This window comes from Flavobacterium sp. 25HG05S-40, from assembly GCF_052654735.1.
In genome coordinates, this window is sequence record NZ_CP199750.1 from 3,270,349 (window position 1) to 3,284,372 (window position 14,024).

12 protein-coding genes are annotated in these 14,024 nt (G+C 36.9%); 10 read left to right on the plus strand and 2 right to left on the minus strand.

Features of this window, described 5'->3' with window-relative positions:
• Nucleotides 1-179: 179 nt before the first annotated feature.
• Entirely contained in the window at nucleotides 180-1,079 is a 900-nt protein-coding gene (locus tag ACULEU_RS14290) for a T9SS type A sorting domain-containing protein (RefSeq protein WP_445453242.1), read from the minus strand.
• Nucleotides 1,080-1,347: 268 nt separating this feature from the next.
• On the opposite strand from ACULEU_RS14290, the gene ACULEU_RS14295 reads away from it, so the two are divergent.
• The 3 genes from ACULEU_RS14295 to ACULEU_RS14305 all read left to right on the plus strand — a co-directional run bounded on the left by ACULEU_RS14295 (nucleotide 1,348) and on the right by ACULEU_RS14305 (nucleotide 5,492).
• A complete protein-coding gene (locus ACULEU_RS14295; protein ID WP_445453243.1) occupies nucleotides 1,348-2,580 on the plus strand; it encodes a metallophosphoesterase in 1,233 nt (410 codons plus the stop codon).
• Between the two features lie 75 nt (nucleotides 2,581-2,655).
• On the plus strand, nucleotides 2,656-2,952 hold the full coding sequence (locus tag ACULEU_RS14300; protein ID WP_236463011.1) for a thioredoxin family protein: 297 nt from the start codon (nucleotides 2,656-2,658) through the stop codon (nucleotides 2,950-2,952).
• 131 nt (nucleotides 2,953-3,083) lie between these two features.
• Nucleotides 3,084-5,492 (plus strand): T9SS type B sorting domain-containing protein, encoded by a 2,409-nt coding sequence (locus ACULEU_RS14305; RefSeq protein WP_445453244.1) that lies wholly within the window; start codon nucleotides 3,084-3,086, stop codon nucleotides 5,490-5,492.
• Nucleotides 5,493-5,699: 207 nt separating this feature from the next.
• Here the strand turns inward: ACULEU_RS14305 and ahcY are convergent, their stop codons facing one another.
• Complete coding sequence (gene ahcY, locus ACULEU_RS14310; RefSeq protein ID WP_445453245.1) at nucleotides 5,700-7,016, minus strand: adenosylhomocysteinase; 1,317 nt, start codon at nucleotides 7,014-7,016, stop codon at nucleotides 5,700-5,702.
• A gap of 138 nt (nucleotides 7,017-7,154) precedes the next feature.
• Here ahcY and ACULEU_RS14315 point away from each other — a divergent pair, with 138 nt between their 5' ends.
• The 7 genes from ACULEU_RS14315 (at nucleotide 7,155) to ACULEU_RS14345 (ending at nucleotide 14,016) form a co-directional block, all read left to right on the plus strand.
• On the plus strand, nucleotides 7,155-7,784 hold the full coding sequence (locus ACULEU_RS14315; RefSeq protein ID WP_445453246.1) for a 4'-phosphopantetheinyl transferase family protein: 630 nt from the start codon (nucleotides 7,155-7,157) through the stop codon (nucleotides 7,782-7,784).
• Between the two features lies 1 nt (nucleotide 7,785).
• Nucleotides 7,786-8,280: a hypothetical protein gene (locus ACULEU_RS14320; RefSeq protein WP_445453247.1), complete on the plus strand. Its 495-nt coding sequence runs from the start codon at nucleotides 7,786-7,788 to the stop codon at nucleotides 8,278-8,280.
• 22 nt (nucleotides 8,281-8,302) lie between these two features.
• Entirely contained in the window at nucleotides 8,303-9,010 is a 708-nt protein-coding gene (locus ACULEU_RS14325) for a geranylgeranylglyceryl/heptaprenylglyceryl phosphate synthase (RefSeq protein WP_445453248.1), read from the plus strand.
• The gene (gene pnuC, locus ACULEU_RS14330; protein ID WP_445453249.1) at nucleotides 9,010-9,624 is read left to right on the plus strand and encodes a nicotinamide riboside transporter PnuC; all 615 of its coding nucleotides are present in this window, start codon (nucleotides 9,010-9,012) and stop codon (nucleotides 9,622-9,624) included. The genes ACULEU_RS14325 and pnuC overlap by 1 nt, the downstream gene beginning before the upstream one ends.
• Nucleotides 9,591-11,192, plus strand: coding sequence for a DUF4301 family protein (locus ACULEU_RS14335; protein ID WP_445453250.1), 1,602 nt, complete (start codon nucleotides 9,591-9,593; stop codon nucleotides 11,190-11,192). Before pnuC ends, ACULEU_RS14335 begins: the two co-directional genes overlap by 34 nt.
• Complete coding sequence (arfB, locus tag ACULEU_RS14340) at nucleotides 11,182-11,583, plus strand: alternative ribosome rescue aminoacyl-tRNA hydrolase ArfB (protein ID WP_445453251.1); 402 nt, start codon at nucleotides 11,182-11,184, stop codon at nucleotides 11,581-11,583. Before ACULEU_RS14335 ends, arfB begins: the two co-directional genes overlap by 11 nt.
• 246 nt (nucleotides 11,584-11,829) lie before the next feature.
• Nucleotides 11,830-14,016: a TonB-dependent receptor gene (locus tag ACULEU_RS14345; protein WP_445453252.1), complete on the plus strand. Its 2,187-nt coding sequence runs from the start codon at nucleotides 11,830-11,832 to the stop codon at nucleotides 14,014-14,016.
• Nucleotides 14,017-14,024: the final 8 nt, after the last annotated feature.

A 14,024-nucleotide genomic window follows, 5' to 3' on the forward strand; every position in this document is an offset into this window, starting at 1 on the left:
CACGAAAGGGCTATTTCTTTTTATAAAGGTTTTTACAAAAAAAGATGCCGCTATTCTGAGGAAAATAGCGGCTTACCGATTTAACAAAACCAAAAATCACAAATTATAAACTACAATTGAAATCAGAAGACTATATACCAATGCCAATGTTATTTCTAATCGATACTTCTCTAATGCTCTCATTTTACAATTAATTTTTGAGTGGCAATAGCGTCATTTTTATCTTCCATTTGAACTAAGTAGATCCCTTTAGACAAACCAGAAACATTGATACTTTTAGAAGTTGAAGTCATTACTTTTTGTCCTTGAAGTGAATAAATTTCTACAGATTTTAATTCATTTTCCATTTCAATTGTAAAATAATCTGATGCTGGATTTGGATGCAAAAGAGCTTTACGTTTTTGCTGATGTTCTGAATTTCTTAAAACAGATGTTGTAAAACTACCTAATATTCTGTTTCCAACAAGAGTCGGTGAATATCCTCCAACACTATAATAATACGTTGTGTTTGGAGTTAAATTTGTGAAATTAAAACTAAATGTTGTAGGTGTATTTGTTGAAGTATTAGCAATCCCATAAAAGGAATTAAAAAAAGTTGGGCTTAATCCATAATCTACAACAATTGAACTTTGTATACCAAATGTGTTTACTTGAAAGTCAATTTGTGCTGAAGTGTTTGTTATATTAGAGATAATTGCATTGGTACTACTTGGCGGAGTTCCTCCAGTTGTAAAACTTCCAGTCATTGTTAAAGCAGCTTGACTGTTTGAGTCATAAACATCAATGGCATAGTAATATAAAGTGTTAGGAATTAAACTTGTAATGTCTTGAAATAAGGCAACAGGCGTATTTCCATTAATCGGACCAATAGGAAGAAAGCTTCCTGACATTGTAGGCGTTGTATTATATTGCACAAAAGCATTTGATGTGCTATTTTGTGGATTAACTGAAAAATTTAACCTTACCGAAGTTGCTGTAATATTGGTAACCGACACAGCCGAAATAATTGGGTTTGAAAATGCTTGTACACATAGCAATAAGGAAACTGTAATCAAAAATGAATGTAAATTTTCTTTCATAAAAGTTGTTTTAAATTAAGGCGCAAATCACTTTAATTCCTATGATTTAAAATGTTCCTTTTCACGAAACACTTGTTATCTTTCTTGAATGCTAGAATATATTGCATTAAGCCAACCCTTAAAAGTGGAAAAGGCTTTATAATGCTGGTGCTTTTATAATTTTTTATGATAGATAGCGCTGAAAAACAATTATTCAACTAACGTTAAATAATAATTAATAATAAAAATTGGAAACGTTTTCTTTGTTAATTTGCGAAAAAAATAAGCTATGGCTTTTCGTTTTATAATACTCTTCATAATCATAGGAATAGTGGAGCTCTACGCCTTTCAAGCCATAAAAACCATAACCAAATCAAAATGGATTTTAATGGCGTATGTCATTGTTTCTGCGGCTGCAATTTTATTTATTGTATACGAATTGATGAAGTTTGACCGCAGTGTGGGACAAACCAAAATGTCATTGATTACTTTGGGTTTATTGCTTTTAGTTTTGTTGCCCAAATTAGTCCTGACCTTTGTGATGCTAATGGAAGATGTCTTAAGGCTGATGATGGGAACCATAACGCATTTTATGGGACACAATTCCGATAGTTTTTTGCCTGCCAGAAGAAGATTTGTCAGTCAGGTCGCAGTCGGATTAGCAGCGGTTCCTTTTCTGTCATTGCTATACGGAATGACTGTTGGTAAATACAATTTCAAGGTTCTGCGCCATACATTATTCTTTCCTGATTTGCCTGATGCTTTTGAAGGATTTAAAGTTACACACATCTCAGACATTCACAGCGGAAGTTTTGATGACCCCGAAAAAATACAATACGCCATCGATTTAATAAACGAACAAGAATCTGATATTTTATTGTTTACGGGAGATATTGTCAATGCCAAAGCCGACGAAATGCATCCTTGGATCGATACTTTCAAAGGATTGAAAAACTTTGAACACGGAAAATATTCTGTTTTGGGCAATCACGATTATGGAGCCTATTTGGACTGGAAATCGGAACAAGCAAAAGCTGACAATTTTGAAGCAATAAAAGACATCCATCGTCAAATTGATTTTAAATTATTGCAGAATGAAAACATCAAAATTACAAAAGGCAATGACGCAATAGCTTTGGTTGGCGTTGAAAATTGGGGGAAACATTTTGGTTCCAATGGCGATATTGATAAAGCTACAGAAAACGTAGCTCCCGAAGATTTTAAAATACTGATGAGCCACGATCCAAGTCATTGGGAATATATTGTCAAGCGTCATCCGAAAAATGTTCAATTAACGCTTTCTGGACATACACACGGAATGCAGTTTGGCATTGAGATTCCGGGCTTTTTTAAATGGAGTTTGGCGCAATATATGTACAAACAATGGGCTGGATTGTATAATGAATTCGGAAGATATATATATGTAAATCGAGGATTCGGTTTTCATGCGTATCCAGGTCGCGTAGGTATTATGCCCGAAATAACGGTTTTTGAACTAAAAAAAGGCAATATTGTAGCATAATTAGTTAAAAGTGCTACATTTGTGAAGTAATAGTACTTTCAAATTGTAATAAGTAAGTAAAAACTTTTTAGTTTTATGTCAAAATTTGGAGAATTAATCAATGCACAAGTTCCGGTATTAATCGACTTTTATACAGAGTGGAACGAATCTTCGGTTTCCATGCATCCTGTAATTAGAGATGTAGCTGCTGCACTTGGCGACAGAGCAAAAGTGATTAAAATTGATGTGGATAAGAATCAAGAATTGGCGGATGCACTCCGCATTAAAGGCTTGCCAACTCTTATGATTTACAAAGAAGGACAAATGGTTTGGCGACAATCTGGTGAACTAGACGCCAACACGATTATCAATCTTGTTCAAGAACAATTATAATAATTTTTATAATGATATAAAAGGCGAACCATATACGGCTCGCCTTTTGTTTTATTTTTCATCTGAAATATTTCTAAACGGATAAAACATAAATCCTATTTATGCCCTAAATTTGACGCTTTATTTCCATTATGAGACGAATACTCTTTTTGCTTTTTTTAATAGCCACTATTAAAGCCTCTGCCCAAAACGATTGTATAGATGCTATAGTAGTTTGTGGTAACACTAGCTTTAACAATGTTCAAGTGAATGGCTTTGGGAACCTTCAGGAAGTCAACAGTTGTGGAAGCCAGGAATATAATAGCATCTGGATAAAATTAAATATCGCCACTTCGGGAATGCTCGAGTTTACGATTACGCCACAAAGTACCGACATCAATGAGGATTTTGATTTTTATCTTTATTCTTATGTGACTTGTGATGACCGCACGATAGTACGTTGTTCTACAACAAATCCTGCTGGGGCTGGATTACCTAATAATGAAACGGGATTGTCAAGCGGAGAAACTGATGCAAGTGAAGGTCCGGGACAAGATGGCAACAGCTTTGTACAATCGTTACCCGTTGTAGCAGGTGAAACCTATATGCTCGCTATTGACCGCGCCTCTGGTACTAGTAATTTTTCTATTGCATGGACAGGAACGGCAACATTTAATCAGCCCCCACAATTTCAATTGCCTGTCGGAGTGACTACTTTGGATATCAGTCAATGTGATTTGGATGGTGTTCCTGATTCCTCTACTCTTTTTGATTTAACTCAAAACACACCACTAATCATTGGGAGTCAAACCAATGTTGTTGTAACTTATCATATCAGCGAAAGTGATGCGCTACTGGGAGTAAACGAAATTGCTACTCCTACTAGTTTCACAAATACTTCAGATCCACAGACACTATTTGCCCGAATAGAAAATACGTTAACGGAATGTTTTAGCACCTCTAGTTTTGACATCAATATTTCGACACAGATTAATTTGGCTGCAACGGCAGCTTCTATTTGTGATGATACTTTGGATGGAAATGAGTTTAACGGTAGGGCACAATTTAATATGCAAAGTGTGAGTGCTGTAATCTTCCCTGATTTTGCCACTCCGGGTTATACTATCAATTATTATAGAAGTCAGTTAGATGCTGACACGAATAACAATCCTATTCCACAATTTTTCAATAATACGACAGCCTTTCAACAACAGGTTTTTGTCAAAATTGAATTCGGAACTTGTACAACTACACAGCCTATTGATTTGATAGTAAATGCTTTTACAAATGTGGTTGGTACTAATCTGGTTCAATGTGATTTCGGACTCAGTCCAGATGGAATTACCTTATTTAATCTTTCGCAGGCTGATGACTTTTTTACAACCACAAATCCGGGATCGATCGTTACTTATTTTTTGGATGCTGCCAGCGTTACAAACAACACGCCATTACCTGTAAACTACACCAACATTTCCAATCCGCAGAACATTATTGCTAAATTGACGGACGCTATCTCAGGCTGTAGCGTTTTGTTTTCGTTGACATTAAACGTCAATACCACTCCTGGACAAACATTGACTGCCTTGGAATTGTGTGATATCCAACGTAATGGCTTTGTCTCCTTTGACCTTTCACAAGCCAATATCGTTTTGACACCCCAACAAACAGCTTCGTTTTATGTGACGTTACAAGAGGCACTACTGCAACAAAACCAGCTTATAGCGCTTTCCAATTATGCCAATACAACAGCTTATAATGACACTATTTTTGTTAGAGTTGACGATGTGCTTAGTGGTTGTGCCGGAGTTAGCGAACTTCCTTTACAGGTTAATAGACTTCCTGAAATTGAACCGGTCGACAATGATTACCTCTGCCTAAACCAACCTGGTTATCAGGTTCCGATTGATGCTGGTTTACTAGACGCACAGCCTTATACTTTTATTTGGTCATTTAATGGTGGTTTACTGCCCGATACCTCTTATTCTATCAATGCTAATCAAGTTGGAACCTATACGGTTGACATCGTTAATGTGGAAGGATGCGTATCAAATCGTTCGATAAATATACTTCCTTCGGATATTCCGACGATAGCCTCTGTGACTTCCGAAGGTTCGTCTGTTTTTGGAAATTCGGCCACGATAAATCTTTTACCAACGAACACGGGAACTTACGGCTTCAGTATTGACAATCCTGATGGACCATTTCAAATCAGCAATCAATTTAACAATGTTGCCTGCGGAATACACACCGCTTATGCCACTGACAATTCGGGTTGTGGTGTTGCTTCGCAAACTTTTGAAATCATAGGCATTCCTATTTATTTTACTCCGAATGGAGATGGTTATGAAGACACGTGGAATGTGCGATGCGCGACGGCTCATCCAAACATTACCATTACGCTTTTTGACCGTTTTGGAAAACTGCTGAAACAAATTGCTGCCGGAGGTTCAGGTTGGGACGGAACAATTAACGGAAAAGGATTGCCAGCGGATGACTATTGGTTTATTGTACAATTTGATGACGGTAGGATTGAGAAAGGTCATTTTGCGTTAAAGCGATAAAGACTCATAGAAAGCGTCTTTACTAGCCCCGATTGCAGTGGAAATCCTTTTTGTATTGCTATTCCATAGCAATTCAAAAATATTGCAACGGAAAGCGGGAGGATTTTTACGTAGAACAGCGGAGTGCTGCTCCTGATAAAAATAAAAAACCCTCGCATTACTGCAAGGGTTTTTATAATTAGATTCCCGCCTTCGCGGGAATGACAGTTAGTATCTGTAATACTCCGGCTTGAATGGTCCTTGAACTTCTACTCCAATGTAAGCGGCTTGCTCATCATTTAAAGTTTCTAGTTCAACACCTAATTTAGCCAAGTGTAAAGCGGCCACTTTTTCATCTAGATGCTTTGGCAACATATACACTTCGTTTTTGTAAGCAGCGCTGTTGGTCCACAACTCTAATTGAGCCAAAGTTTGGTTGGTGAATGAGTTACTCATTACAAAACTTGGGTGACCTGTAGCACATCCAAGGTTTACCAAACGACCTTCTGCTAAGATAAGAATATCTTTTCCAGCGATAGTGTATTTATCAACTTGTGGTTTGATTTCGATTTTAGACGCACCGTGGTTTTTGTTTAACCAAGCCATGTCAATTTCGTTATCAAAGTGACCAATATTACAAACGATCGTTTTGTCTTTCATTTGCTCGAAGTGGCTTCCCATAACGATATCTTTGTTTCCGGTTGTAGTGATGATGATATCAGCATTTCCTACAACCGTGTTTAGTTTTTTCACTTCAAAACCGTCCATAGCTGCCTGTAAAGCACAGATTGGATCGATTTCGGTAACCGTTACGATAGAACCTGCTCCACGGAAAGAAGCCGCAGTTCCTTTACCCACGTCACCGTATCCGCAAACTACTACTCTTTTTCCGGCCAACATAACGTCTGTTGCTCTTCTGATAGCATCTACAGCAGATTCTTTACAACCGTATTTGTTATCAAATTTAGATTTCGTAACCGAATCATTTACGTTGATAGCCGGCATGAATAACGTTCCGTTTTTCATTCTTTCATAAAGTCTGTGAACTCCTGTTGTAGTTTCTTCAGACAATCCTTTGATTCCCGGAATCAATTCAGGGTAACGGTCGAATACCATGTTGGTTAAATCGCCACCATCATCTAAAATCATGTTCAATGGTTTTCTGTCTTCACCAAAGAATAACGTTTGCTCAATACACCAATCAAAAGACTCTTCATCCAAACCTTTCCAAGCATAAACTTGAATTCCGGCAGCAGCAATAGCAGCAGCGGCCTGATCCTGAGTAGAGAAAATGTTACATGATGACCAAGTAACCTCAGCTCCCAGAGCAATTAATGTTTCAATAAGAACCGCCGTTTGAATTGTCATGTGAAGACATCCTGCGATACGGGCACCTTTCAAAGGTTGGCTTGCACCATATTCTGCACGAAGTGCCATTAATCCCGGCATTTCAGCTTCTGCCAATTCAATTTCTTTTCTTCCCCAAGCTGCCAAGTTAATATCTTTAACTTTGTAAGCTACATAAGGTAATGTTTGTGTACTCATCTATTATGTATATTTGTTTTTTTAATTTCGGTGCAAAGCTACATAATAGGATAGAATTAAAAAAAAGTTTTTTGCTTTTTTGTGATTTGTTTATGTACTTAATTTTCTGAAAAACAAATAGATAATTTAAAAACGGAAATGCCGCTACTAAAAATCATAGCATTAAACGATTACACGCAATTGTTCGTTTGGAAAATAACGGAAACATTTGACGAGCTATTTCGGAGTGTGGCGTTAAAAGACGTTTCTTTGGCGCGTTTAGAAGGCATGAAGGCCGAAAGTCATCAAAAAGGTTTTCTGGGTGTTCGAAGATTGTTGATGGAAGCCGGTTATACCGATTTTGATTTGTACTACGATGAGTTTGGGAAACCACATTTAAGGGACGGCAAGCACATTTCTATTTCACATTCCAATGATTTTTCAGTGATTGTATTGAGTGCTGTAAATATTGGTGCCGATTTGGAAATCCTTAAGGAGAAAACCCTCAAACTCGCGCCTCGATTTATGGATATTTCGCATCTGAAAAATCTAAATAAGGAAGACGAACTGTTTAAAGCTACGGTGGTTTGGGGTATCAAAGAGTCTGTTTTCAAAATAAAGAATGAAGTAGGCATCAGTTTTAAAGACCATATCTTCGAGAATGATTTTAACCTTGTAGACAGGAAATGTACTGTTGAATTGCGCTTTAGCAATAAGACCGAATGCTTTGATATTGTTTTTGACCGTATTGAAAACTATGTTTTTGTGTGTGCTTTTAATTCTAAATAACATGAAGAAATTATCAATGCTTATAATTGTTATTATACTAATTTCCTGCAAAAAGGAAGCAACTAATATTGATCAAAACCCAGATAAAGAAGCTGTTGGCATCCATATTAATGAAGTCGCCATCGACACTACAACATCTCTAGGACTGAATTCTTTTGACGAATTTCCGGAAGAAATTGATGGTCCAGGATGTTTCTTTTCCATTGATGAAAAGGACTACAGTGAAAATCATTATGTTTATGCTGATAACGCAGACAGCATTTGCTACATAAAAATGAATGGTAAATTTATCAGGTTTGAACTGCTAGAACGTAATCGAGATACAACCTTTAATTCGTATGTAAGGAAATTCAAAAGCGATGATTATGAATTATCTGTTGATGTAAAAAAAGTTGATGAAATTGATGAAATTAACTTTTATAAAGGCTCGATGTTTATAAAACATAAAAATGAAGCTCCAGAGGAAAAAGAGTTATACGGAGTTTGCGGCTGTTAATGCTTACTAAATAATAAATTTGATGGTAATCGACCAAATTTTATCTTCCCGAAAAAAATCAGAGAAACTTTTAGCCATTTTAATCGATCCCGATAAAGTGACGGTTGAAGATATTCCTGTTTTGGCATCAAAAATAAAACAATCTCCGGCAACTCATATTTTTGTGGGTGGAAGTTCTTTTGACGGTCATCATTTGGATGAAATCATCATTGCTTTAAAAGAGAAGATAACTTTACCTATTTTGCTTTTTCCCGGAAACCCCTCGCAAATATCATCGGAAGCAGACGGAATATTATTCCTGCAATTGCTCTCAGGCAGAAACCCCGATTATCTGATTGAACACCAAATTGAGGCTGTTCCTGTTTTGGAGCAAACGCAGTTGGAAATCATTTCTACAGGGTATCTTTTAATAGAAAGTGGCAGTGAAACTGCGGTAGAAAGGGTGAGTAAAACCAAACCTTTAGCTATTGATAACATACCATATATTGCACAAACCGCCAAAGCCGGCGAATTCATCGGTAACCAATTAATTTACTTGGAAGCCGGAAGTGGCGCACAAAATGCGGTTCCGCTGAACATCATAACATCAGTTTCTAAAAGAATATTTGTCCCGTTGCTGGTTGGTGGCGGCATTCGGTCTAAAAAACAAATTGATGATGCTTATAACGCTGGTGCCGATTTAGTCGTAATTGGAACTGCTTTTGAAAATGATTTAAACTTTTTTGACTGATGTTTGAATTCCTTTTCGACCAATATAAAAACGCAACTATCATCCAGATTGTTTTAGAGTTCATGGCTTTTGCTTTTGGAATAGCAAGTGTTTATTATGCCAGAAAGGAAAATATTTTGGTTTATCCTGTTGGATTGATTGCCACTACAATTACAGTGTATTTAATGTACCAGGCCCAATACTTCGCCGATATGACAATGAATTTCTACTATTCGGTTATGAGTATCTATGGTTGGTATAAATGGAAGAAAAACAAGAGTGAACCGGATTTAGAGATTACAAGAACAACAAAACGTGAAAAAATCATAGGTGTAGGATTGTTTGTGTTAACGATGTGCATCACCTATGCAGTTTACGCTTTTTTCGATTACACCCTTGAAATTCCTAATTATATTGATATTTTTACATCCGGTCTTTTTTTTACGGCAATGTGGTATATGGCATTGAAGAAAATAGAAAACTGGACCCTGTGGATTATTGGGGACTGTATTGTAGTTCCGCTATTTGCGTATCGCGGGTTGGGAATGCTTTCATTACAATATTTAATATTCACAGTTTTAGCAATAATGGCTTATTTAGAATGGAAGAAAACACTACAACAAAAAACAACTTAGTAAAGAAATATGGGTTTACCGAAGCCGATTTTAAACAAATCAGTGCTTTGGGTATTTCTTTGGATAAAATTGAAGGAGAACTTTTGTTGTTCAAATTAGGGATTCCAAAAATAACACTCGAAAAACCTGCAACTATCAACGATGGTATTGTAAAGCTATCTAATGAAGAGTTCCAATCTTATGCCGATTTTTTCGACACTAAAAAAGACCATTTAAAACTCAAGAAATTCGTTCCGGCTTCAGGAGCTGCGAGTAGAATGTTCAAATTTTTAAATGAATTTTTAAATGAATTTGACCATGAAAATGAAACCATAAACGCTTACATCAACAGAAAAAAAGATAAAAATCTCCCTATTTTCTTGGCTGGAATTGAAAAGTTTCCTTTCTATGAAACCATCAAGTCAAAAGTAAAAGAGCTTACTCCGGATTATTATTCGCTAGAAACTCATGAGAAAAGCTATTTGTTTATTAAAACCATGTTGTCAGAGGAATTTTTCGATTTCGCCAACAAGCCCAAAGGCGTTCTCGATTTTCACAAATACGCAACAGAAATTACTACACCGGCTGAAGAGCATTTAAACGAATGTGCTTTTTACGCCAGTTCCAATTCGGTTTCTCATTTGCATTTTACCGTTTCGGATCACCACGAACATTTATTTCAAACGATCATTGATACGGTTAAACAGAAAGTAGAAGATAAGTCCAAAACAAAAGTTCACGTAAGCTATTCCCATCAAGATAAAAGTACGGATACTATTGCGGTAGCACCCAATAATGAACCTTTCCGAACAGAAAATGGCCAATTGGTTTTTCGTCCCGGCGGTCATGGGGCATTAATAAACAATCTGAATAATTTAGATGCTGACGTGCTTTTTATCAAAAATATTGACAACGTCATTCAGAATCATATCAAGGAAATCACTTTGTATAAAAAGGGATTGGCTGGAGTGTTACTCAATTTGCAACAACAAATTTTCAACATTCTGAGAGCCATTGACAACAAAGAAATTTCAGAGGCAACTATTCCAGAAATCATCCAATTTATGGTGCATAAGCTCAATATTGATGTTCTGGAAGATTTTGACAAATACACTTTAGAAAACAAATTAGAGTTTATTGAAAGTAAATTAAATCGTCCGATTCGAGTTTGCGGTATGGTTAAAAATGAGGGCGAACCTGGTGGTGGTCCCTTTTGGGTTCGAAGTTATAAAGGTAATGTCTCGTTACAAATTGTAGAAAGTTCTCAGGTTGAAACCCATAATACAGAACAAGCAGAAATTTTAGCCAAAGCCACCCATTTTAATCCGGTGGATTTGGTTTGTGCGACTAAAAACTATCATGGAGAAAAGTTTGATTTAAACCAATTCATCGATTCTAGTACAGGCTTTATTGTGACTAAAAACCGTAACGGTCAAGAGTTAAAAGGCTACGAACTTCCGGGTTTGTGGAATGGTGCAATGGCTAAATGGATCACCGTTTTTGTAGAAGTGCCGTTGATTACGTTTAATCCGGTAAAAACCGTCAATGATTTACTAAAACCGGCGCATCAACCTCAATATGGAAACTGATACAATCATTGCTGAACTCCAATTCAAAGCAGTTCGTAGTTCTGGTGCTGGGGGACAAAATGTAAATAAAGTTTCATCCAAAGTGCTGCTGACTTTTGATTTGAAAGCTTCTCAGGCATTAGACGAAGAAGAAAAAGCATTAATTGAAACCAAACTGGCTACCAAACTCACTTCCGAAAATCTACTGATTTTAAACTGCGACGAAGACCGAAGCCAACTCAAAAACAAAGCCATAGTAACCAAACGTTTTTTGGAACTAATCGAAAAAGCGTTAATAATTCCAAAAAAACGAAAACCAACCAGGGTTCCAAAATCTGTAGTGGAAAAGAGATTAAAAGATAAATCTTCCGTTGCCGAAATAAAGCAAAATCGAAAGAAGCCAGAATTATAAAAAGAAACCGTTACAATCTAACTGTCAAATAATCTAAAAAGTCAAAAAATCTTTTTTACCTTTGCGCTGTCTCAAAAGGGGTGCTCTAAATAACGAGCTGAGATTATACCCAATGAACCTAGAACAGGTAATGCTGTTTAGGGAAAAGTGACCAACCAGAGTGCACGCTGACTTTGTCACAGGAAACAACATTTTAATTTTTAACCAAGAATAATTACCTCTTTTTATTCGTAAACAATTTTACGAATGGAAATTTTATTCAAACTAAAGTCGAAAGTCGAAAGTCGAAAGTCAAAGGTCAAAAACCTGATTTTCCCTATTGCCTATTGCCTATTGCCTATTGCCTCTTTTTCACAAGAAAAAGTACAAGACACCACCAAAGTAAACCAACTCGATGAAGTATTGGTTTCTGCGATTCGGGTTACTTCAAAAACTCCGGTTTCGTTCAGCAATCTGGACAAAAAGGAAATCAAAAACCGAAATCTCGCGCAGGACATTCCTATTCTGATGAACTACATGCCTTCTGTAGTAACCACTTCTGATGCCGGAAATGGCGTGGGTTATACCGGAATTCGTGTCCGTGGAAGCGATGCTACTCGTGTCAATGTTACGATTAACGGAATTCCCTATAACGATGCTGAAAGCAGTGGAACATTTTGGGTGAATATGCCTGATTTTGCTTCGTCTGTGGAAAGTTTGCAACTGCAGCGCGGCGTCGGAACTTCAACCAATGGTGCCGGAGCTTTTGGCGCCAGTTTAAATTTGCTAACCGATAGTTTTTCCAAAGAAAGTAAAGGCGAAATCTCCAATTCTTTTGGGAGTTTCAACACCCGAAAACACACGGTAAAATTTAGCTCCGGTTTGTTAAGCCCTAAAGGGGAAACCAACTCAGGACAAGGCTTTGAATTGGCGGGAAGACTTTCGAATATTGATTCGCAGGGCTATATTGAGAGAGCATCCTCTGACCTGAAATCGTATTTTTTACAAGGTACTTATGTGGGTAAAACCACTTTAATTAAAGCCTTGGTTTTTGGTGGAACCGAAAAAACGTATCAATCGTGGAACGGCATTGACGGCGAAACGTTGCGTGACAACAGAACGTTCAATTCGGCCGGAATATATACTGATGAACTGGGTAATACGCGCTATTATGACAACGAAGTTGACAACTATCAACAAGATCATTTTCAGTTGCATTGGAATGAAAGAATCTCAGAACATTGGAGCTCCACTTTGGCATTGCATTACACTAAAGGAAAAGGGTTTTATGAAAACTATAAGGAAGACGCTGATTTTGCAGACTATAATCTAACGCCTATCACTATCGATGCTACCACTATAAATACCTCTGATTTGGTGCGCCAAAAGTGGCTTGACAATGATTTTTACGGTACCGTTTATTCTATCAATTACAAAAAAGGGCCCTTGGATTTGATTTTCGGTGGTGGCTGGAATAAATATGAAGGGCAGCATTTTGGGAAAGTCATTTGGGCCAGATTTGCTTCTACTTCTGAATTGGGAGACCATTATTATGATGATAAAGCGACAAAAACGGACTATAATATTTTTGCAAAAGCTAATTATCAACTGACTAAAAAATGGAGTTTGTATGGCGATTTACAGTATCGAAATGTAAGGTACAAAGCCGATGGCGTGCAGGCCGAGATAGTTGATGATAGCTTTAACTTCTTCAATCCAAAAGCAGGATTGAATTGCAGCTTTAATGATAAAAACATCTTCTATTTTTCTTATGCCAAAGCCCATCGCGAACCCAACAGAACCGATTATGAAGGAGGCAATGCAAAACCAGAAAAGTTAGATGATTTAGAATTAGGATGGCGCTACGCTTCAGAAAAAATAAAATTGAATTCGAATATCTACTACATGGCCTATAAAGACCAACTGATTCTGACCGGAAATTTGGATGATGTGGGCAATCCGATTCGTTCCAACAGTGAAAAAAGTTACCGTATTGGACTAGAAGTAGATGCCACTTTCGCCGTATCAAAACAAGTGATTATTCGACCTAATTTTACGCTAAGTCAAAACAAAAATGTCGATTTGAATGTTGCCGGAAGTAATTTTGGCACCAAGGATATTGCTTATTCGCCATCCGTTATCGCTGGGAATATTTTGGTCTATAAACCTTTGAATAACTTACAGATTTCTTGGCTTTCTAAATTTGTTGGCGAACAATATATGAACAATATTGAATTACCGGCAGCGCATCTTCAGGATTATTTTGTAAATGATCTAAACATCACTTATGAAATCCAATCCAAATCGGTTTTCAAGTCTATTGTCCTAACCGGATTAGTCAATAATATTTTAGACAAACAGTATGTTTCTAATGGGTATATGTATGATGTTTATCCCTATTATTATCCGCAAGCCGGAATCAATTTCTTAGCAGGAATGACGCTTCTGTTTTAAAACAAAAG